The following is a 20,159-nucleotide window of genomic DNA, read 5'->3' as shown; positions in this document are numbered from 1 at the left end:
CGGACGGCGAGGGCGGCGCCCCCTGGAAGGGGGCGCCGCCCTGGTGCTCCGCCGGGTGCGAGGGCCGGCGGCTACTTGCGCATGACCTCCGGCTCGTGGCGGCGCAGCAGACGGGCCACCGCGAAGCCGCAGGCGACGCCCATGGCCAGCAGGATCGCCATGTCCATCGCCCACACCCCGGCGCTGTGCTCCCACAGCGGGTCGAGGTTGGCGGGGTTCTCGCGGTCCCAGGGGGCCATGGTGTGCGACAGGTCCGCGGTGGCGCCGAGCACGCCCATCGCCCAGCGCGAGGGCATCAGCCAGGCGGCCTGCTCGATGCCGGGCGAGTCGAAGACCTGGAAGAGCACACCGGTGAAGACCATCTGGACGATCGCGAAGCCCACCAGGAGCGGCATGGTCATCTCGGAGGTCTTCACCAGCGAGGAGATCACCAGGCCGAACATCATCGAGGTGAGGCCGAACGCGATGACCCCGATGCACAGCTCGGCGGCCGTGGGCAGGAACAGACCCTCGTCGGGCAGTTCGCGCACCGAGAAGCCGATGGCGCAGATGACCACGCCCTGGAACGCGGTGATCACTCCGAGGACGATCACCTTGGACATCAGGTAGGCCGACCTGGACAGGCCGGTGGCCCTCTCCCGCTCGTAGATGACGCGTTCCTTGACCAGTTCGCGGACGGAGTTGGCCGCGCCGGACAGGCACATGCCGACCGCCATGATCAGCAGGATCGCGCCCGCGAGCTGGTTGAAGCTGCCGGGGTTGGGGTGGGGCCGCAGGCCGTGCTCGTTGGGGATCACGGCGCTGACCGCGCCCAGGATCACGGGGAGCAGCACCATCAGGACCAGGAAGCCCACGTCGGACGCGATGACCCTCGTGTAGCGCCGGGTGAGCGTCCACAGCTGCGAGCCCCAGCTCTGCGGCTTGGGCTGCCGGGACGGCGGCGGCGCGAACTGCTGCGCCTGGGGCGCGACCGCGTCGATCTCGGCGGCGTAGAGCTGGTAGTGCTGGGAGCCGCGCCACCGGCCCATCCAGTCGTAGTCGCGGTAGTTCTCGAAGGCCGAGAAGACGTCCGCCCAGCTCTCGTAGCCGAAGAAGTTGAGGGCCTCCTCCGGCGGGCCGAAGTAGGCCACGCCGCCGCCCGGGGCCATCACCAGGACCCTGTCGCACAGCGCCAGCTCGGCCACCGAGTGGGTGACCACCAGCACGGTGCGGCCGTCGTCTGCCAGGCCGCGCAGCAGCTGCATCACGTCGCGGTCCATGCCCGGGTCCAGGCCGGAGGTCGGCTCGTCCAGGAAGATCAGCGACGGCTTGGTGAGCAGCTCCAGCGCGACCGAGACGCGCTTGCGCTGGCCGCCGGAGAGGGAGGTGATCTTCTTGTTGGCGTGGATGTCGAGCTTGAGCTCGGCCAGCACCTCCTCGATCCGCGCGTTGCGCTCGGCCTCCGCGACGTCGCCGGGGAAGCGCAGCTTGGCGGCGTAGCGCAGGGCGGTGCGGATGGTCAGTTCCTTGTGGAGGATGTCGTCCTGCGGGACCAGGGCGATGCGCTGGCGCAGCTCCGCGAACTGCTTGTAGAGGTTCCGGTTGTCGTAGAGGACCTCGCCGATGTCGGCCGGCCGGTAGCCGGTGAGCGCGCGCAGCAGCGTGGACTTCCCGGAACCGGACGGGCCGATGACCGCGACCAGGGACTTCTCGGGGACGCCGAAGGTGACGTCGTTGAGGATCACCTTGCCGCCGTCGACCTTGACCGTCAGGTGGCGGGCGGAGAAGGCGACTTCACCGGTGTCGACGAACTCCTCGAGCCGGTCGCCGACGACGCGGAAGGTCGAGTGGCCGATGCCGACGATGTCGTCGGGGCCGATGACCGCCGAGCCCGACTTGGGCAGCGGCTGGCCGTTGACGTAGGTGCCGTTGTGGCTGCCGAGGTCGCGGATCTCGAAGCGGCCGTCGGGGGTGGCCCGGAACTCCGCGTGGTGCCGGGACACCTGGAGGTCGGCGACGACCAGCTCGTTCTCCAGCGCGCGGCCGATCCGCATCACGCGGCCCAGCGAGAACTGGTGGAACGTGGTCGGGCTGCGGTGGTCGCCGTGGAGAGGCGCGCCGCCCTGCGGCGGGACACCGCCCTGGGCGGGCTGCGGCGCGTACTGCTGCGGCACCGGCTGCTGCTGCACCGGCTGCTGGGGCGGTCCCTGGTACGGGGCCGCCGGCTGCGGGGCCTGGGGCTGCCCGCCCCAGCCGGGGCCGCCGTGCTGCGGCTGGGCCGCTGGCTGCTGCGCGGGCGCGGCGGCCTGGGCGCTGTAGGAGACGGGGACGCCCGCGGCCGGACCGGAGAAGGCCAGGCGCGGCCCGTCGGCGGCGTTGCCCAGGTGCACGACCGTGCCCGCGCCGAGCTCCAGTTGCTGGACGCGCCGGCCCTGCGTGTACGTGCCGTTGGTGCTGCCCTGGTCCTCCAGGAGCCAGGCGCTGCCGTTCCAGCGCAGTACGGCGTGCCGCCAGGAGACCCTGGCGTCGTCGACCACGATGTCGCCCTGGGGGTCGCGCCCCAGGGCATATGACCTGGACGGGTCAAGCGTCCAGGTCCGTCCGTTCATTTCCAGTGCGAGTTCCGGCACTCCATGCCCCACAAAGTTGTCCCCCGAGCTACCCCCCGTGTGTCAGGGGGTCTAGGGATGGCGAACATCGTGGGGGAACTATTCCAGGCGTCCGCGCCGGACAGAAAGCCGCCCCCGGCGGATGGTTGCGGAACCGCTACGGTCCGCTTCGTCCCGGGTGAGGAATTCCCGGAGGAACGGGTACCGGGGTGCCGGGTCCGCACGCGACCGCGCGGACCGTGAGGAGACGGTGCGAATCCGTACCGAACAACCGCCCGGACGCCGTGCGCGGGCGGTGCCGGACGGCACCGGACGGGGCCGCCCGCGGGCTGTCCGGGGTGCGGACGCGCGTACGGGGCCGCGCCGGTGCTCGATACCGTAGGGATCATCATGAGCGCTTCGCAGACTCCGCCGCCCGTTGCCGCCTCCATCGGCGAGGACACCCCCACTCTCCTGGTGAAGATCTTCGGCAGGGACCGGCCCGGCATCACCGCCGGCCTCTTCGAGACCCTGGCCGCCTACTCGGTCGACGTCGTCGACATCGAGCAGGTCGTCACCCGGGGCCGGATAACCCTGTGCGCCCTGGTCACCACGCCGGGCGGCAGCGGCGCCGAGGGGGAGCTGCGGGCGACGGTGCACGGCTGGGCGGAGTCGATGCGGCTCCAGGCCGAGATCATCTCCGGCCGGGGCGACAACCGGCCGCGCGGTACCGGGCGCTCCCACGTCACCGTGCTGGGCAATCCGCTGACCGCCGAGGCGACGGCCGCCGTCACCGCCCGGATAACCGGTGTCGGCGGCAACATCGACCGGATCTTCCGGCTGGCGAAGTATCCGGTGACGGCCGTGGAGTTCGCCGTCTCGGGAGCGGAGACCGAGGCGCTGCGGACCGCGCTGGCCCCCGAGTCGGCGGCCCTGGGCGTGGACATCGCCGTGGTCTCCGCCGGACTGCACCGGCGCGCCCAGCGCCTGGTGGTGATGGACGTGGACTCCACCCTCATCCAGGACGAGGTGATCGAGCTCTTCGCGGCGCACGCCGGGTGCGAGAAGGAGGTCGCGGAGGTGACCGCGGCCGCGATGCGCGGCGAGCTGGACTTCGAGCAGTCGCTCCACGCGCGGGTGGCGCTGCTGGAGGGGCTGGACGAGTCGGTGGTCGACAAGGTCCGCTCCGAGGTGCGGCTCACGCCCGGCGCCCGCACCCTCATCCGCACCCTCAAGCGCCTGGGCTACCAGGTGGGGGTGGTCTCGGGGGGCTTCACCCAGGTGACCGACGACCTCAAGGAGCGGCTGGGCCTGGACTTCGCCTCGGCCAACACCCTGGAGATCGCCGACGGCAGGCTGACCGGCCGGGTCGTCGGGGAGATCGTGGACCGGGCGGGCAAGGCGCGGCTGCTGCGCCGTTTCGCGGCCGAGGCCGGGGTCCCGCTCGCCCAGACCGTGGCGATCGGCGACGGCGCCAACGACCTGGACATGCTCAACACCGCCGGGCTGGGCGTGGCGTTCAACGCCAAGCCGGTGGTCCGGGAGGCGGCCCACACGGCGGTGAACGTGCCGTTCCTGGACACCGTGCTGTACCTGCTGGGCATCACGCGCGAGGAGGTCGAGGCGGCCGACGCCGCCCGGGCCTGACCCGGTCCCGGCGCCGTGCCCCTTCCGGGCGCGGCGCCGGGGCGGCCCGTCCGCGCGGCTACTCGTGCGGCGCCCAGTACGCCTCCAGGCGGCCGACGCCGTGTTCGACGGACTTCCAGGACCCGGTGAAGGAGATCACCGCTATGGCCGAGGTGGGGAAGCCGATGCGGTCCAGACGGGTCCTGGCGTCCCCCTCCGCCTCGCCCGCCAGGGCGTCGGCCAGTGCGTGCATGCCGGGGTTGTGGCCGACGAGCATCAGGTCCCGGACGTCGTCCGGCGCCTCGTTGACCACCTCGATCAGCTGACCGAGCACGGCCTCGTAGAGCCGCTCCTCGTAGACCGTCCTCGGCCGCTTCGGAAGCTCGTGGGCGACCAGCTTCCACGTCTCGCGGGTGCGGCTGGCGGTGGAGCAGAGGGTGAGCTCGGGGACGATGCCGCTCGCGGCGAGCCAACGGCCCGCTTCCGGGGCGTCCTTGCGGCCCCGCTCCGCGAGCGGCCTGTCGTGGTCGGCCACCTGGGGCGGCCAGTCGGCTTTGGCGTGTCGGAGGATGACGATCCTGCGGGGCACATCGACGCTCATGCGTCCAGCTTCGCACGAATGGCGGCGTGCGGCGCGGGGAGTTGGGGGGCCCTCCCCGGCCGGGTGACCCGGTGCCCGCCGGTGATCCGCGGACCGGTTCCGGGCCGTCCGCGGATCACCGCCACAGGAGTTGCCGGAGGTACTCCAGCAGCCGGACGAGGGACTGCGGGGGCTCGGCGGCGGACGCCTCGCCGCCGGCGGTCAGCGCCAGCAGCACGGCGAAGGCGGCCGCGGGCAGCGCCACGGCCCACCACGGCAGCCGCGTGTCCGCGGAGCCCGCCGTGCGCCGGCGGTCGGTCCTGCTGGGTGCGTGGGCCGCCATGGGGCTCGCCTCCGTGGTGTCTCGTGGCGCTCGGTCCACCGAGACGCTACGGGCCGCGAAGCGGCGGTCCCATCCGGTGAGCCACCCATTGCCCCCTGAGGCCGGCCCCCTAGGGGGCGGTGGGGACGGCCTCACCGCCCCCTGGGGGGCCGGCGGCCCGCCCGGCTACGGGGCGATGGCGGTGGCGACGACGGCGATGACGATCGTGATGCCGAGCATCACGCCGAGCACGGCGAGCAGCTTCTTCTGACCGTTGGGGGGATGGGGTTCCAGCACTGGCATGGGTTCAGTCTCGCACCCGGGGGTCGTCCTCGACGCACCGGTCCCGGCCCGCCGCCAGGCCCGCGCAGAGCTGGGCGGCCATCAGGGCGGCCATCAGGGCCAGGGGGGCGTCCCAGCCGCCGGTGTGCTGGTGGAGGGCCCCGACCAGCAGCGGTCCGGGGACGGAGATCAGATAGCCGGTGCCCTGGGCGAAGGCGGAGAGTCCGGCGACCCCGGCGCCGGTGCGCGCCCGCATGCCGATCAGGGTGAGGACCAGGGGGAAGGCGCAGTTGGAGACGCCCAGCAGCAGCGCCCAGGCCCAGGCTCCCTCCGCCGGGGCGAGCCACAGTCCGGCGTACCCGCCGAGTCCGCACAGGGCCAGGAGCGCGGCGAGCGGCCCCTGGTGGCGCAGCCGCGCGGCGATCCGCGGCAGCACGAAGGACAGGGGGATGCCCAGGCCCATGGTGGCGGCGAGCAGCAGTCCGGCGGTGGTGGCGGGGAGCCCGGCGTCGCGGAAGATCTGCGGGAGCCAGCCCATGACGATGTAGGCGGCGGTGGACTGGAGGCCGAAGAAGACGCCGAGCGACCAGGCGGTCGCGGAGCGGGTGATGCGGAGGCGGGGCGTCCGGCCGTCCCCGTCCGGGCCGCCGTCGGAGGTTCCGGCGCCGGCGGCGTCCCCGGTGGTCCCCGCGGCGGCGTCCCCCGAGCGGGTGCGGCGGCGGCCGCGGGCGACCGGCAGCCAGACCGCCGCCGCGAGCGCGGCAGGCAGCGCCCACACGCCCAGCCCCAGCCGCCAGTCGCCGCCCAGCGCCCTGGTCGCCGGGACGGTGAGGGCCGCCGCGGCCGCGGTGCCCAGGGAGAGGGCCATGGAGTACAGACCGGTCATGGGGCCGATCCGGTCCGGGAACCAGCGCTTGACGATCACGGGCATCAGCACGTTGCTCACCGCGATGCCGGCCAGCGCCAGCACGCCGGCAGCCAGGAACGCCCCCGTGCCGCCCGCGAGGGGGCGCAGCGCCAGGCCGGCGGCGACGGCGGCCATCCCGGCGAACACCACGGCGGCGGGGCCCAGCCGGCGGGCCAGGCGGGGCGCCGCGCTGCCGAAGACGGCGAAGCACAGCGCGGGCGCGGAGGTCAGCAGCCCGGCGACGGTGCCGCTCATCGCCAGTCCGTCGCGGACCTCCTCCAGGAGGGGGCCGAGCCCGGTGATGGCGGGGCGGAGGTTGAGTGCCGCCAGGACGAGGCCGGCCACCAGCAGACGCCGCCTCCAGGGGGAGGCCGCGGTGCCCGCCCGTCCGGCGGGGCGGGTCCCTACCCTGGTCGGTGCCCTCCCCCCGCCCGTCCGGTGGTCGATTGTCGCGGGGTCATTGGCCATGGCAGACATCATAGAATCATAGGATGAATCGAGGCCATCTCATGTGCGTGTCCCTGTGCCCGCCCACCCGGGGGGCGGCATGCCCCTGACCTCGCCCCGCCGCTCCGCCCTGGCCGACCAGGTGATCGACGCCCTCCGCGACCAGATCACCTCCGGCGAGTGGCCGGTGGGCTCCCGCATCCCGACCGAACCCGAACTGGTCGAGCAGCTCGGAGTGGCCCGCAACACCGTGCGCGAGGCCGTACGGGCCCTCGCCCACAACGGACTGCTGGACATCCGGCAGGGCTCGGGCACCTACGTGGTCGCCACCAGCGAACTGGCCGGGGTGATGCACCGCCGCTTCGCCGGGGCCGATCCGCGCGACGTGGCCGAACTGCGCTCGGTGCTGGAGGCCGAGGCCGCCCGGCTGGCCGCGCACCGGCGCACCGAGCAGGACCTGCGCCAACTGCGGTCGCTGCTGGAACGGCGCGAGGCGGCCTGGGGGACGGGCGAGGTGGAGCGCTTCGTGGAGGCGGACGTCACGCTCCACCTGGCGATCGTCAGGGCCTCCCACAACGAGGTGCTCACCGCGCTGTACGCGGACCTCGGCACGGTCCTGCGCACCTTCCTCCGCAGCGGCATGGGGGAGGAACTGCGCACCGAGGAGTACCTGGACCACGGGCGGCTGGTGGACGCCATCCGCGACGGCGACGCGGAGACGGCCGCACGGGAGGCGGGCTCGTACGCACGGACCTGCCGCGGCCCGCGGGACCGGCGCGCGGACCCCTGCTGAGCCCGCCCGGAGGCGCCCGCCCCGCACGGCCGGCCGGGCTTCCCCGCCGGGGCACGCAGACCTCCGCCGCGGTGCGGCCCGGAACAGGCCCACCGCGGCGGAGGTCCTCACCGCGGCAGGGCCCCGCCGGCGCCGACGACGCCCGCGGACGGGACCCCGGTGCGCGAGGACGGGGTGTGACGCCCCCGCCGGCACCGAAACGCCCCGGGGGGCGGCATCCGCCGCCCCCCGGGAGTGACACGGCGCGGCTACGCGCCCATCATGTGGACGCCGCCGTCCACGTGCACGATCTCGCCCGTCGTCCTGGGGAACCAGTCGGAGAGCAGGGCGACCACACCGCGCGCGGCGGGCTCGGGGTCGGTGAGGTCCCAGCCGATCGGGGCGCGGGTGTTCCACACGTCCGCCAGCTCCTCGAAGCCCGGGATGGACTTGGCCGCCATGGACTTGATGGGCCCGGCGGACACCAGGTTGCAGCGGATGCCCTTGTGTCCCAGGTCGCGGGCCAGGTAGCGGGAGGTGGACTCCAGCGCGGCCTTGGCCACGCCCATCCAGTCGTACTTGGGCCAGGCCACCTGCGCGTCGAAGTCCATGCCGACGACCGAGCCGCCGCGCCGCTCCAGCAGCGGGAGCAGGGCCATGGTCAGGGACTTCAGCGAGTACGCCGAGACCTCCACCGCCGTGGCGACCGACTCCCACTCGGTGTTGAGGAAGTTGCCGCCGAGCGCGTCCTGCGGCGCGAAGCCGATGGAGTGCACGACGCCGTCCAGCCCGACGCCCTCCCCCAGGTGCTCGGCGACCCGGTCGGCCAGGGTGGCGAGGTGCTCCTTGTTCTGCACGTCCAGCTCGATCACCGGCGCCTCCTTGGGCAGCCGCTTGGCGATCCGCTGCACCAGCGTCAGCCGCCCGAAACCGGTCAGGACGACCTCGGCGCCCTCCTCCTGGGCGAGTCTGGCGACGTGGAAGGCGATGGAGGACTCGGTGAGCACCCCGGTGACGAGGATGCGCTTTCCGGCGAGAAGTCCGCTCATGACGTTCAGTGACCCATACCCAATCCGCCGTCCACGGGAATGACGGCTCCGGTGATGTACGAGGCCTCCTCCGAGGCCAGGAAGCGCACCGAGGAGGCGACCTCCTCGGGCCGGGCGTAGCGGCCGAGCGGCACCTGGCCGACGATCGCCTCGCGCTGCTCCTCGGTGAGCGCGCGCGTCATGTCGGTGTCCACGAAGCCCGGCGCGACGACGTTGCAGGTGATGTTGCGGGAGCCCAGCTCCCGGGCGATCGAGCGGGCGAAGCCGACCAGCCCGGCCTTGGACGCGGCGTAGTTCGCCTGCCCCGCCGAGCCCAGCAGCCCCACCACGGAGGAGATCAGCACGATGCGCCCCTTGCGGGCGCGGAGCATGCCCCGGCAGGCGCGCTTGACCACCCGGAACGTTCCGGTGAGGTTGGTCTCCAGGACGGAGGAGAAGTCCTCCTCGGACATCCGCAGCAGCAACTGGTCGCGGTTGACGCCGGCGTTGGCGACCAGCACCTCGACCGGCCCCTGCCGCTCCTCGATCTCCTTGTAGGCCTGCTCCACCTGCTCCGCGTCGGTGATGTCGCACTTGACGGCGAGGAAGTCCTCCGGGGGCTCGCCGGAGCGGTAGGTGACGGCGACCTTGTCGCCTGCGTCGGCGAAAGCACGGGCAATGGCGAGGCCGATGCCGCGGTTTCCTCCGGTGACGAGAACCGAGCGGCTCAAGGGGACACCCTTCCGTAGGGAGCAGCAGGTACTCCCGAGAAACTATCGCCCGCCTCCCCTCTCCGGAGAACGGGGGGCCGACAGGGGGTCCGCCGGGGCACTGTGGAGTTCCTACAGAAAACTCGGCCGAATGCCGGTACGGGCGTCCGCGGCGGCCGCCCGTCCCGGATCCGGCCGTCCCCTCCCGCGCCGGTTCGCGGGGTGCGCGGGCACGCGGAGGCGCCCGGCGGCGGTGACCGGCGCGGCCGGCTCTCCCGCGGGCACGCCCCGTCCCGGCGCCGCACCCCGCCGGATGCGGAGGCGCCCGGAAACCGCCGGCTGCCGCTACTCCCCGGTCTCCTCGCCCTCGCCCTCGTCGCCCGGGCGGCCCTCGCGCTCCGGCCGGGTCCGGTCGTCCCGCCCGGCGCGCCGGGCGCGCTCCTCGGCCTCCTTCTCCCTGGTGCGGGCCCTGACCATCTCGGAGGGGTCGTGGTCCGTGCCGTAGGGGCCGGAGTAGTCGCTCATGTCCGCGCCTCCTTCACGCCGGGCCTCGGTACGGCGTCCGGCTCCGCGGTGAGTACCCCGGCGCCGCCCGCGAAACACACCGGCGTCCCGCCCCCTCCACGTGTTCCCCGGTGCTCCCGGCAGGGCAGGCGCGGCCGGCGGGATCCGTCACCGGAGAACACGCCGCGCCCGGACGGCCCGGCGTGATTCACTTCCCGTCATGCATCGACAAGGAGGAGCGTCCGTGGAGCACCGGATCGATGAGTCCTTCCTCGCGCTGCCGCTGCGCCCGCTCGCCGACGCGGCGCTCGCCCGGGCCCGGGAACTGGGAGCCGAGCACGCCGACTTCCGTCTGGAGCGGATCCGCAGCGCCTCGTGGCGGCTGCGCGACGCGCGTCCCGCCGGGTCCTCGGACGTCACCGACGCCGGTTTCGCCGTGCGGGTGGTGCACGGCGGGGCGTGGGGGTTCGCCTCGGGCGTGGACCTGACCCCGGACGCCGCCGCGCGGGTGGCGGAGCAGGCCGTGGAGATGGCGAGGCTGTCGGCGAGGGTGCTCGAGGCGTCCGGGGCCGACGAACGGGTGGAACTGGCGGACGAGCCGGCCCACGGCGAGCGGACGTGGGTCTCGTCCTACGAGGTCGACCCGTTCGACGTGCCGGACGCGGAGAAGGCGGGACTGCTGGCGGAGTGGAGCCGGCGGCTCCTGGCCGCCGACGGGGTGTCGCACGTGGACGCCTCGCTGCTGACCGTCCGGGAGAACAAGTTCTACGCGGACACCGCCGGAACCGTCACCACCCAGCAGCGGGTGCGGCTGCACCCCGAGCTGACGGCCGTCTCCGTCGCCGGGTCCGGCGAGTTCGACTCGATGCGCACCCTGGCGCCCCCTGTCGGGCGCGGCTGGGAGTACCTGACGGGCACCGGCTGGGACTGGGACGGGGAACTGGAGCGCATCCCGGAACTGCTGGCCGAGAAGATGCGCGCGCCGAGCGTCGAGCCGGGCGTCTACGACCTGGTGATCGACCCCTCCAACCTGTGGCTGACCATCCACGAGTCCATCGGCCACGCCACCGAGCTGGACCGGGCCCTGGGATACGAGGCGGCGTACGCGGGCACCTCCTTCGCCACCCCCGACAAGCTCGGCACGCTGACGTACGGCTCGCCGGTCATGAACGTCACCGGCGACCGCACCGCCGAGCACGGGCTGGCGACGGTCGGCTACGACGACGAGGGCGTCGAGGCCCAGTCCTGGGACCTGATCAGGGACGGGATCCTGGTCGGCTACCAGCTCGACCGGCGGATCGCGAAGCTGACCGGGCTGGGCCGCTCCAACGGCTGCGCCTACGCCGACTCCCCCTCCCACGTCCCCGTGCAGCGCATGGCGAACGTCTCGCTCCGGCCGGATCCGGACGGGCCGTCCACCGAGGAGCTGATCTCGCGGGTGGAGCGGGGCGTCTACGTGGTCGGCGACCGCTCGTGGTCGATCGACATGCAGCGCCACAACTTCCAGTTCACCGGGCAGCGCTTCTTCCGGATCGAGAACGGACGGCTCGCCGGGCAACTGCGCGACGTGGCCTACCAGGCGACCACCACCGACTTCTGGGGGTCGATGGAGGCCGTCGGCGGGCCGCAGACGTACGTGCTCGGCGGCGCGTTCAACTGCGGCAAGGCCCAGCCGGGCCAGGTCGCCGCCGTCTCGCACGGCTGCCCCTCCGCGCTCTTCCGCGGCGTCAACATCCTCAACACTGCCCAGGAGGCCGGCCGATGACCGTGTTTTCGGCGTCTTCAGCGTCCCCCGCCCCCCACGAGGTCGTCGAGCGCGCGCTGGAGCTGTCGCGGGCCGACGGCTGCGTGGTCATCGCCGACGAGGAGTCCACCGCCAACCTGCGGTGGGCCGGCAACGCGCTGACGACCAACGGCGTCACCCGCGGCCGCACCCTCACCGTCGTCGCGACCGTCGACGGCGCCGAGGGGACGGCGTCGGGGGTGGTCTCCCGGTCGGCCGTCACGGACGACGACATCGAGCCGCTGGTGCGGGCCGCGGAGGAGGCCGCGCGGAGCGCCGGCCCGGCCGAGGACGCGAGACCGCTGGTGGAGGGCGTGCCGGCCTCCCCCGGTTTCACCGAGGCCCCGGCCGAGACCTCCTCGGCGGTCTTCGCCTCCTTCGCCCCCGCGCTGGGCGAGTCCTTCGCCCGGGCCCGCGCGGAGGGCCGCGAGCTGTACGGCTTCGCCCACCACCAGGTGGTCTCCACCTACCTGGGGACCTCCACCGGGCTGCGGCTCCGCCACGACCAGCCCACCGGCACGCTGGAGGTCAACGCCAAGTCGCCGGACCGCACCCGGTCGGCCTGGGCCGGGCGGGCGACCCGCGACTTCGCGGACGTCGACCCGCGGGAGCTGGACGCCGAGCTGGCGCGGCGGCTGGAGTGGGCCGAGCGGCAGGTGGAACTGCCCGCGGGGCGGTACGAGACGCTGCTGCCGCCGAGCGCCGTGGCGGACCTGCTGATCTACCAGATGTGGTCGTCCGCCGGGCGCGACGCCGCCGAGGGGCGCACGGTGTTCAGCAGGCCCGGGGGCGGCACGCGGGTCGGCGAGCGGCTGTCGGAGCTGCCGCTGACGCTGCGCAGCGACCCGGGCGCGCCCGGTCTGGAGGCGGCGCCGTTCGTGATCGCGCACTCCTCCGGCGACGACGCCTCGGTCTTCGACAACGGGCTCCCGCTGGCGGCCACCGACTGGATGCGCGACGGCGAGCTGCGCCACCTGCTGACCACCCGGCACTCGGCGGAGCTGACGGGGCTGCCGGTGGCGCCGGGCATCGACAACCTGATCATGGACGGGGGCGGCACCGCCTCGCTGGAGGAGATGGTGCGCGACTCCGGCCACGACGGCCCGGCCCTGCTGCTGACCTGCCTGTGGTACATCCGCGAGGTCGATCCGGCGACGCTGCTGCTGACCGGGCTGACCCGGGACGGGGTCTACCTGGTGGAGAACGGCGAGGTCACCGGCGCGGTGAACAACTTCCGGTTCAACGAGTCGCCGGTCGACCTGCTGGCGCGGGCCACCGAGGCGGGACGCACCGAGCGCACGCTGCCGCGCGAGTGGTCGGACTGGTTCACCCGGGCGGCGATGCCTCCGCTGCGCGTGCCGGACTTCAACATGAGCTCCGTCAGCCGGGGGGTGTGAGCGGCATAGACTCTCCGCAGAACCGTTGGCGGCCACCGGGCCGCCCATCCATCCGACTCGATCACCGGGAACAAACGTGACACGCCTCGGCGACTCCGTGCAGCGTGCCTGCGACCTGCTGGCACAGGACCTCTCCTCCGACGAAACCGTCGAGCGGCTGCTCGTGGAGACGGGCGCGCGCCGTTATCTCGACCTGACCGATCTGTCCGCGAAGGAGCAGGCGGAGCTGATCGCCGGGCGGGCGGTGGACGTCCTGCCGTCCGTGGAGGGGCTGGCCGAGCGGATCGACGCCGCGCGGGAGGCCGGGCGCGGGCTCCACGTCAAGCTGGGCATCGACCCGACGGCGGCCGACGTGCACCTGGGCCACACGGTCCCGATGATCGTGCTGAGCCGCTTCCAGCGGATGGGGCACGACGTCACCCTGATCATCGGCGACATCACCGCGAGGATCGGCGATCCCTCGGGGCGTTCCTCGGAGCGTCCGCCGCTGACGGACGAGGACATCGCGCGCAACCTGGCGGGCTACCGGGACCAGGTGAAGCCGTTCTTCGACTTCGACAAGGTGCGTTTCCGGCACAACAGCGAGTGGCTGGCCGGCATCGCCCTGCCGCGGCTGATCGGCATCCTGTCCCAGGTGCCGGCCTCGTCGCTGCTCCAGCGCGAGGACTTCCGCAACCGGCTGGCGGCCGGGCACGGGCTGACGATGTCGGAGCTGATCTACCCGGTGGCGATGGCCATCGACTCCGCGGAGATCGACGCCGACATCGAGCTGGGCGGCGTGGACCAGCTGCTGAACATGCAGATGGGCCGGAAGGTGATGGAGATCTACGGCAAGAAGCCGCAGATGATCGTCACCATGCCGCTGATCGAGGGCACCGACGGCTCGGGCGCGAAGATGTCGAAGTCCAAGGGCAACTACATCGCGCTGAGCGCGACCGCCGACGACGTCTTCGGGAAGATCATGTCGATTCCCGACCGTCTGATGGTGCCGTACCTGCGGGCCTGGACGGAGTGGACCGACGCCGAGATCGACCTGGTGACCGAGCGTCTGGAGAAGAGGACGCTGCACCCGATGGACCTGAAGAAGGTCCTGGCCGGCGAGGTCGTGGCCGCCATCCACGGCACCGAGGCGGCGATGGCGGCCCGTGCGGGGTTCACCGCGCAGTTCTCCAGGAAGTCCTTCTCCGACGTGGAGAGCCTGCCGGTGGTGGACGCGGCCGAGCACGGCGGGAAGGGCGTCGCGGCCGTCCTGGCGACCGTGCTGGGGTTCACCCCGAGCGCCTCGGCGGCCCGGCGCGTCGCGAAGCAGAACGGGCTGCGCCTGGTCGTCGAGACGGAGCGGGGTCAGGAGGCGGTCGTGCTGTCCGAGGCGGACGCGCTGCGCCCGCTGGCCGAGGTCGTCCCGGAGAAGCTGGCGGAGGCCGGGGTGTCCGGCACCGTCTACCTCAAGGCGGGGCGCAAGGTCGCCGAGGTCAGGGGGCTCTGAGCGGGTCCGGGCGCACAAGGACGGGCGAGGGGGCCGGCACACCGCGCGGTGTGCCGGCCCCCTCGCCCGTCCCCCGGCGCCGTCGGCGCCGGGAGCCGCCGGGTGGTCCGCCGGACGGCCGTCAGACGGTCCTCCGGCCGCGGCCCCTGATGGCCGCGTACAGCGGGGCGCCGAGTCCGACGATCAGCAGGGCGCCGGCGAGCTGGAGGAGGTGCCTGACCCAGTCGATGCCTGCGGTGTCCTCCACCCCGATCCCCCCGGCCACGGCGTTGCCCAGGATCCCGCCGAGGATGCCGAAGATGGCCGTCAGCCACAGGGGGATGTTCTGCCTGCCGGGCAGGATGGCGCGGGCCAGGACACCCAGGACCAGACCCACGATGATCGCCCACAACCAGCTCATGTCGCCTCCTCGTGCGGCGCGCGATGCGCTCTGCGCGTTCAGCTTGCTTCCGCGGACGCCCCCGGACGGCCGCGGGGCCGTCCGGGTGGATTCGTCCCTGGCGCATCGGGTGCCCCCTCCCCGCCTTCGTATGCGGCGGAGTCGGGGCGTAGTGTGGGAAAAGCCGGGAACCGGCGGTCTGGGCAGGTGGTGGAGTTGAGGCGCAAGCAGCACGGTCCCGAGGTCTTCCGGATCACCGGAGCCCGCCAGGGTCTCGCCGAGGACGTCCGGGGCCGGGAGCGGCGCTATGTGATCTCGATGCTGGTGCGCACCGTGTCGGTGCTGCTGACCGTGCTGCTGTGGAACGTCCAGCGCCCCCTGGCCGTGGCGACCCTGGTGCTCGGCGCGGTGCTGCCGTACGTGGCGGTGGTCATCGCCAACGCGGGGCGGGAGAACGCGCCCTCGCTGCCGGACTCCTACCTTCCCGCACCGCCCCGTCCGGCACTGGGTCCGGCGGAGCGCGCGGAGGCCGGGGAGCGCCCGGAGGACCGCAAGGTGTGGGGCCCGGAGGACTACACGGTGTGGCAGGCCCCGCGGGAGCCGGAGGCTCCGGAGCCCGGGGACGGGGACGGGCAGGCGCCGAGCCGGTCCGGCCCGGCGGGCGGCGCCGATCCGCGGCGCTGAACCGTCCTCGGGGCGGGCCCGGGAAACCCGGGGGCAATCGTGCCGTTCCGGTGCCCGGGGGACGGGTGTGCGTGCCATACTGCGTACACGCTCCGCATCCCCCGTCGGAGCGGCAGACCGACGCCGGGCGGCTCCCCCCGTGGCCGCCCGGCGTCGCCGTGTTTGTATGAGGTCGTGACCGACTCCACGACCGAGAACGCCGAGGGCGCCGAGAGCGCCGCCGTCTGCTCCGCCAAGGGCTGCCGTGAGGCCGCCGTGTGGGTGCTGGCCTGGAACAACCCCAAACTGCACACCCCGGAGCGCCGCAAGACCTGGCTGGCCTGCGAGGAGCACCGCGAGCACCTGTCGCAGTTCCTGGGGGTGCGCGGTTTCCTCAAGGAGGTGGTGCTCCTGGAGGAGTGGGAGGGCCGGCGGGACGGTTCAGCCGCCGATCGCTGACATCGGCCGGTCGGGCTGGCGGAAGGCGGGCCCCTCCAGTCCCGAGCCCGCCTCCTTGCCCCACATGGCCGCCTTCCACAGTCCGGCGATCTCCGCGTCGTCCGCCCCCGAGCGCAGTGCCCCGCGCAGGTCCGACTCCTCCCGTGCGAACAGGCAGGTGCGGACCTGCCCGTCGGCCGTCAGCCGGGTGCGGTCGCACGCGCGGCAGAAGGGCCGGGTGACGGAGGCGATCACTCCGACGCGGTGCGGTCCCCCGTCGACGATCCAGCGCTCGGCGGGGGCGGAGCCGCGGCTCTCCCCGCCCTCGGGGGTGAGGGTGAAGCGGGTGCGCAGCGAGGCGAGGACGTCCTGTGCGGTGACCATGTCCTCGCGCCGCCAGCCGCGCTGGGCGTCGAGCGGCATCTGCTCGATGAAGCGCAGCTCGTAGCCGTGCTCGATGGCCCAGGAGAGCAAGCCGGGAGCCTCGGTGTCGTTGAGTCCGGGCATCAGCACGGCGTTGACCTTGACCGGTGCGAGCCCCGCCTCCCGGGCGGCTTCCAGACCGCGCAGGACGTCGGCGTGCCGTCTGCGGCGGGTCATCCGCTCGAAGACCTCCGGGTCGAGGGTGTCGAGGGAGACGTTGATCCGGTCCAGGCCGGCCTCGCGCAGCGCCCCGGCGGTGCGCTCCAGTCCGATGCCGTTGGTGGTCAGCGACAGTTCCGGCCGGGGGTCCAGGGCGGCGCAGCGCTCGACGATGCCCACCACTCCGGGGCGCAGCAGCGGCTCGCCGCCGGTGAAGCGCACCTCGCGCACCCCGAGCCGGGTCACGGCGATCCCCACGAGGCGGACGATCTCGTCGTCCGTGAGCAGGTCGGGCCTGGCGAGCCATTGGAGGCCCTCCTCGGGCATGCAGTAGGTGCAGCGCAGATTGCACCGGTCGGTGAGCGACACGCGCAGATCGGTGGCGACCCGGCCATAGGTGTCCAACAGCATCCCGACAGCCCTCCCGCGGACGGACATCTGCCAGGCAGCGTACGCGACGTCCGCCGCGGGCGGTGGGCGCCGGACGGATCGGCCGTGCGGGGGCGATCCGCGGAAACCGACCATTGCCACTTCCCCCTCGGGGGAGATAACTTCCCACGTCATACATCCGTACGGACAGCTCCGATAACCGGACGGAATGTTGTCGAGCTGTGCTCGCGCAGGCGTGACCCCGCTCCCGCCCGGGGCAGGAGGCTTCCGGCCCAAGGCAGCGCGGCCCGCCCGGACCGATCCCCGTGACACCGGGGGCCGGACCGGGGCGCCGCGGGCGGAGGAACGGTTCCCCTCCTCCGCCGGAGCGACCCGCCGCCGGCCGGAAGGCCGGTGGTCCCATCACCGAAGATCCGATGGAGAATCCATGGCATCGAGACCCTCCAGCCGACGCCGCGCCCTCGCGGTGCCGGCCGGGCTGGCGCTGACCGCCTCCCTGGCGCTGCTGCCCGGCACCGGTACGGCGCTGGCCCAGGAGGCCGACCTCCCCGCGGCGGCGTCCGCGGCCACGGACGGCGAGAAGCTGTCGTACGTCGTCAACACCTCCTCCACCGCCCCCGGCACGGTCAAGCGGGTGCAGAAGGAGATAGCCAGGGCCGGCGGCACGGTCGTCGTCACGCACCAGAGGATCGGCGTGATCGTCGCCCACTCGTCCGACCCCTCCTTCGCCGAGCGGATGCGCCGGGTCCGCGGCGTGGAGTCCGCCGGCGCCACCCGCACCGCGCCGCTCAAGTCCGCGGGCACCACCGAGGTCGGCGCGCCGGAGTACGTGACGGAGAAGGCCCGCGTCAGCGCCACCACCGCCGCCGCCGAGGGCGAGCCGCTGGAGGCCGACCTGTGGGGCCTGCGCGCCATCCGCGCGGACGAGGCCGCCAAGGTCAACCCCGGCAGCGAGAAGGTCACGGTCGCGGTCATCGACACCGGCGTGGACGACACCCACCCGGACATCGCCCCCAACTTCTCGGCGAGCCAGTCGGCGAACCGCGCCGGCGGCGTGGCCGACACCAGCGAGGGCGCCTGGCGTCCGTACACCGAGGACGACTACCACGGCACGCACGTCGCGGGCACGATCGCCGCGGCGCGGAACGGCATCGGCGTGGCGGGCGTCGCGCCGGGCGTGAAGGTGTCCTCCATCAACGTGACCGAGCGCGACAGCGGCCTGTTCTACGCGGAGGCCGTGGTCTGCGCCTTCGTCTTCGCGGCCGACAAGGGCGTGGAGATCACCAACAACAGCTACTACGTCGACCCGTACATGTACAACTGCGAGGACGACGCCGACCAGGGCGCGATCCTGGAGGCCGTCCGCCGGGCCGCGCGCTACGCCGAGAAGAAGGGCACCCTGCACCTCGCCTCGGCGGGCAACTCCAACCACGACCTCGCCTCCGACGCGATCGTCGACGACTCCAGCCCGAACGACACCACTCCGGTCGAGCGCACCATCGACCCCTCGGAGTGCCTGGACCTCCCGACCCAGCTCCCGGGCGTGGTGACGGTCACGGCCACGGGCGTGCAGAACGTCAAGTCGTACTACTCCAGCTACGGTTACAAGGTCGCCGACATCGCGGCGCCGGGCGGGGACCGCTACCAGATCCCGGACACCCCGGCGAAGAACGGCCGGATCCTGTCCACCATGCCGAACGGCTCCTACGCCTACCTGCAGGGCACCTCGATGGCCAGCCCGCACGCCTCCGGCGTGGCGGCGCTGCTCAAGAGCCGGCACCCCTGGGCGAGCCCGGCGATGCTCCAGCTCATGATGAAGGGGCAGGCCGACAACCCCGGCTGCCCGGAGTTCTACGACCCGGACGGCAACGGGGTCGAGGACTCCACCTGTGAGGGCGGCAAGAACGTCAACGGCTTCTACGGCCACGGCATCGTCGACGCCCTGGACGCCGTCAAGTAACGTCAAGCAACACGGCCGTCCCCCGCCCGGGGGACGCGGCCCGGCACGGCTGGACGGAGGGGCCGGACCCGGCGGGTCCGGCCCCTCCCTCTGTCTCCCCCTCCCACCGGGCGAGGACGGGGGAAGGGCCAAAGGCATGACCCCGGCGGGAACGGGCACGCTCCAGGCCGGACGCCGCGGGGGGCGGGCGGGCTCTGCCCGGACCCGCCGCCCCGTTGCGCGCGGCAGGCCGCCGGCGACCCGGATCCCGGGTTCGACCTGCGGCGATGTGATGGTGTCAGTGGCGGCCCGTATCCTCTGTGACCATGCTCGAAGACCAGTCGGCGGCCGACGCGCGGCCCGCAGCGCAGCCCACCACCCCGGCCTGGCCCAGTGAATACCCGGACGGCTACGCGGTGGTGGACGTGGAGACCACGGGGCTGGCCCGGGACGACCGCATCGTCTCCGCGGCCGTCTACCGGCTGGACGCCCGGGGGGACGTGGTGGACCACTGGTACACCCCGGTCAACCCGCAGCGGGATCCCGGGCCGACCTGGATACACGGCCTGACGAGCGAGATGCTGGCCGACGCCCCCCTCTTCCCGGAGATCGCCGAGGAGTTCGCCGAGCGGCTGCGGGGGCGGGTCCTGGTCGCGCACAACGCCGTCTTCGACTGGTCGATGATCGCCCGCGAGTACGCCCGCGCCCGCCTCGTCGCCCCCGTGCGGCAGCGGCTGTGCACCATCGCCCTGTCCAAGGAGCTGGAGCTGCCCCTGGCCAACCACCGGCTGGAGACGCTCGCCGCGCACTACGGCGTCGTGCAGCGCCGGGCGCACCACGCGCTGGACGACGCCCGGGTGCTGGCCGAGGCGTTCCGGCCCAGCCTGCACCTGGCGGCCGGCAGGGGCATACGCCTGCCCCTGCTGGCCTGCCAGCCGCTGACCGAGTGGACCGACAGCATCGCCTCCGCGGGCGCCTCCGACGGTGCGCGCCGGCGGTCCTACGCGGGGAACTGGCGCCCCTCGCGCAAGCGCCCCGCCTGCCCCTACCCCAACCCGGGGCGGTACGAGCCGGGCAAGCCGCTCGTCCAGGGCATGCGGGTGGCGTTCTCCGGCGACACCTCCGTCGAACGCGAGCTGCTGGAGGACCGGGCGGTCGAGGCCGGGCTCCACGTCGCGACGAGTGTGTCGCGGCTCACCAGCCTGCTGGTCACCAACGATCCCGGTGCGGGCACCTCCAAGGTCGTCAAGGCCCGCGCCTACGGCATCCCGGTGATCGACGAGGGGGCCTTCACCCAGCTCCTGCAGGACGTGGCCCCCGCTCCCGGGGAGTGACGCCCCACGGGGTACCGTCGAAC

General features: G+C 73.4%; 18 protein-coding genes and 1 pseudogene. 9 read left to right on the top strand and 10 right to left on the bottom strand.

Annotated elements, in window-relative coordinates; translation table 11 throughout:
• Nucleotides 1-71: 71 nt before the first annotated feature.
• A complete protein-coding gene (locus tag ABD358_RS20970) occupies nucleotides 72-2,588 on the bottom strand; it encodes an ABC transporter ATP-binding protein/permease (RefSeq protein WP_344632635.1) in 2,517 nt (838 codons plus the stop codon).
• A 390-nt stretch (nucleotides 2,589-2,978) separates the two neighbouring features.
• On the opposite strand from ABD358_RS20970, the gene serB reads away from it, so the two are divergent.
• Nucleotides 2,979-4,214, top strand: a complete 1,236-nt coding sequence (gene serB, locus ABD358_RS20965) for a phosphoserine phosphatase SerB (RefSeq protein WP_344632634.1) — start codon at nucleotides 2,979-2,981, stop codon at nucleotides 4,212-4,214.
• Nucleotides 4,215-4,272: 58 nt separating this feature from the next.
• Here serB and ABD358_RS20960 read toward each other — a convergent pair whose 3' ends face one another.
• From ABD358_RS20960 to ABD358_RS20945, 4 genes are all read right to left on the bottom strand, one after another.
• A complete protein-coding gene (locus tag ABD358_RS20960) occupies nucleotides 4,273-4,794 on the bottom strand; it encodes a SixA phosphatase family protein (protein ID WP_344632633.1) in 522 nt (173 codons plus the stop codon).
• Between the two features lie 115 nt (nucleotides 4,795-4,909).
• Complete coding sequence (locus tag ABD358_RS20955) at nucleotides 4,910-5,116, bottom strand: hypothetical protein (protein ID WP_344632632.1); 207 nt, start codon at nucleotides 5,114-5,116, stop codon at nucleotides 4,910-4,912.
• Nucleotides 5,117-5,281: 165 nt separating this feature from the next.
• Complete coding sequence (locus tag ABD358_RS20950) at nucleotides 5,282-5,398, bottom strand: SGM_5486 family transporter-associated protein (protein WP_344632631.1); 117 nt, start codon at nucleotides 5,396-5,398, stop codon at nucleotides 5,282-5,284.
• 4 nt (nucleotides 5,399-5,402) lie between these two features.
• Entirely contained in the window at nucleotides 5,403-6,752 is a 1,350-nt protein-coding gene (locus ABD358_RS20945; protein WP_425576380.1) for a CynX/NimT family MFS transporter, read from the bottom strand.
• 79 nt (nucleotides 6,753-6,831) lie between these two features.
• On the opposite strand from ABD358_RS20945, the gene ABD358_RS20940 reads away from it, so the two are divergent.
• Nucleotides 6,832-7,524 carry a FadR/GntR family transcriptional regulator gene (locus ABD358_RS20940; protein WP_344632629.1) on the top strand — a complete coding sequence of 231 codons (693 nt, stop codon included), beginning with the start codon at nucleotides 6,832-6,834 and terminating at the stop codon, nucleotides 7,522-7,524.
• Nucleotides 7,525-7,772: 248 nt separating this feature from the next.
• Here the strand turns inward: ABD358_RS20940 and fabI are convergent, their stop codons facing one another.
• From fabI to ABD358_RS20925, 3 genes are all read right to left on the bottom strand, one after another.
• Nucleotides 7,773-8,552, bottom strand: a complete 780-nt coding sequence (gene fabI, locus ABD358_RS20935) for an enoyl-ACP reductase FabI (protein WP_344632628.1) — start codon at nucleotides 8,550-8,552, stop codon at nucleotides 7,773-7,775.
• A 5-nt stretch (nucleotides 8,553-8,557) separates the two neighbouring features.
• Nucleotides 8,558-9,262 (bottom strand): 3-oxoacyl-[acyl-carrier-protein] reductase, encoded by a 705-nt coding sequence (gene fabG / locus ABD358_RS20930; protein WP_344632627.1) that lies wholly within the window; start codon nucleotides 9,260-9,262, stop codon nucleotides 8,558-8,560.
• Between the two features lie 324 nt (nucleotides 9,263-9,586).
• A complete protein-coding gene (locus ABD358_RS20925; protein WP_344632626.1) occupies nucleotides 9,587-9,766 on the bottom strand; it encodes a hypothetical protein in 180 nt (59 codons plus the stop codon).
• 223 nt (nucleotides 9,767-9,989) lie between these two features.
• On the opposite strand from ABD358_RS20925, the gene ABD358_RS20920 reads away from it, so the two are divergent.
• The 3 genes from ABD358_RS20920 to tyrS all read left to right on the top strand — a co-directional run bounded on the left by ABD358_RS20920 (nucleotide 9,990) and on the right by tyrS (nucleotide 14,411).
• Nucleotides 9,990-11,510: a TldD/PmbA family protein gene (locus ABD358_RS20920; RefSeq protein ID WP_344632625.1), complete on the top strand. Its 1,521-nt coding sequence runs from the start codon at nucleotides 9,990-9,992 to the stop codon at nucleotides 11,508-11,510.
• Nucleotides 11,507-12,925, top strand: a complete 1,419-nt coding sequence (locus tag ABD358_RS20915) for a metallopeptidase TldD-related protein (protein WP_344632624.1) — start codon at nucleotides 11,507-11,509, stop codon at nucleotides 12,923-12,925. Before ABD358_RS20920 ends, ABD358_RS20915 begins: the two co-directional genes overlap by 4 nt.
• Before the next feature lie 76 nt (nucleotides 12,926-13,001).
• Entirely contained in the window at nucleotides 13,002-14,411 is a 1,410-nt protein-coding gene (gene tyrS, locus ABD358_RS20910) for a tyrosine--tRNA ligase (RefSeq protein WP_344632623.1), read from the top strand.
• A gap of 121 nt (nucleotides 14,412-14,532) precedes the next feature.
• On the opposite strand, the gene ABD358_RS20905 is transcribed toward tyrS, so the two are convergent.
• Nucleotides 14,533-14,811: a GlsB/YeaQ/YmgE family stress response membrane protein gene (locus tag ABD358_RS20905; RefSeq protein ID WP_344632622.1), complete on the bottom strand. Its 279-nt coding sequence runs from the start codon at nucleotides 14,809-14,811 to the stop codon at nucleotides 14,533-14,535.
• Between the two features lie 186 nt (nucleotides 14,812-14,997).
• Between ABD358_RS20905 and ABD358_RS20900 the strand changes: the two are divergent.
• Together ABD358_RS20900 and ABD358_RS20895 are read left to right on the top strand one after the other, a co-directional pair.
• Nucleotides 14,998-15,339: pseudogene (locus ABD358_RS20900) on the top strand (DUF3099 domain-containing protein); the annotation flags it as partial.
• Between the two features lie 309 nt (nucleotides 15,340-15,648).
• On the top strand, nucleotides 15,649-15,912 hold the full coding sequence (locus ABD358_RS20895) for a hypothetical protein (RefSeq protein WP_344632620.1): 264 nt from the start codon (nucleotides 15,649-15,651) through the stop codon (nucleotides 15,910-15,912).
• On the opposite strand, the gene moaA is transcribed toward ABD358_RS20895, so the two are convergent.
• Nucleotides 15,895-16,884, bottom strand: a complete 990-nt coding sequence (moaA, locus tag ABD358_RS20890; protein ID WP_344632619.1) for a GTP 3',8-cyclase MoaA — start codon at nucleotides 16,882-16,884, stop codon at nucleotides 15,895-15,897. The two genes, ABD358_RS20895 and moaA, sit on opposite strands and share 18 nt — an antisense overlap.
• Before the next feature lie 406 nt (nucleotides 16,885-17,290).
• Between moaA and ABD358_RS20885 the strand changes: the two genes are divergently transcribed.
• Together ABD358_RS20885 and ABD358_RS20880 are read left to right on the top strand one after the other, a co-directional pair.
• Entirely contained in the window at nucleotides 17,291-18,823 is a 1,533-nt protein-coding gene (locus tag ABD358_RS20885) for a S8 family peptidase (protein ID WP_344632618.1), read from the top strand.
• Between the two features lie 305 nt (nucleotides 18,824-19,128).
• Entirely contained in the window at nucleotides 19,129-20,136 is a 1,008-nt protein-coding gene (locus tag ABD358_RS20880) for a DEDDh family exonuclease (protein ID WP_344632617.1), read from the top strand.
• The last annotated feature ends 23 nt before the right edge of the window (nucleotides 20,137-20,159 follow it).

The organism is Streptomyces glaucosporus (assembly GCF_039533345.1).
Classification (GTDB): Bacteria; Actinomycetota; Actinomycetes; order Streptomycetales; family Streptomycetaceae; genus Streptomyces; species Streptomyces glaucosporus.
The sequence above is the reverse complement of the archived record's forward strand: the minus strand, read 5'-3'. Positions and strand labels throughout refer to the sequence as shown.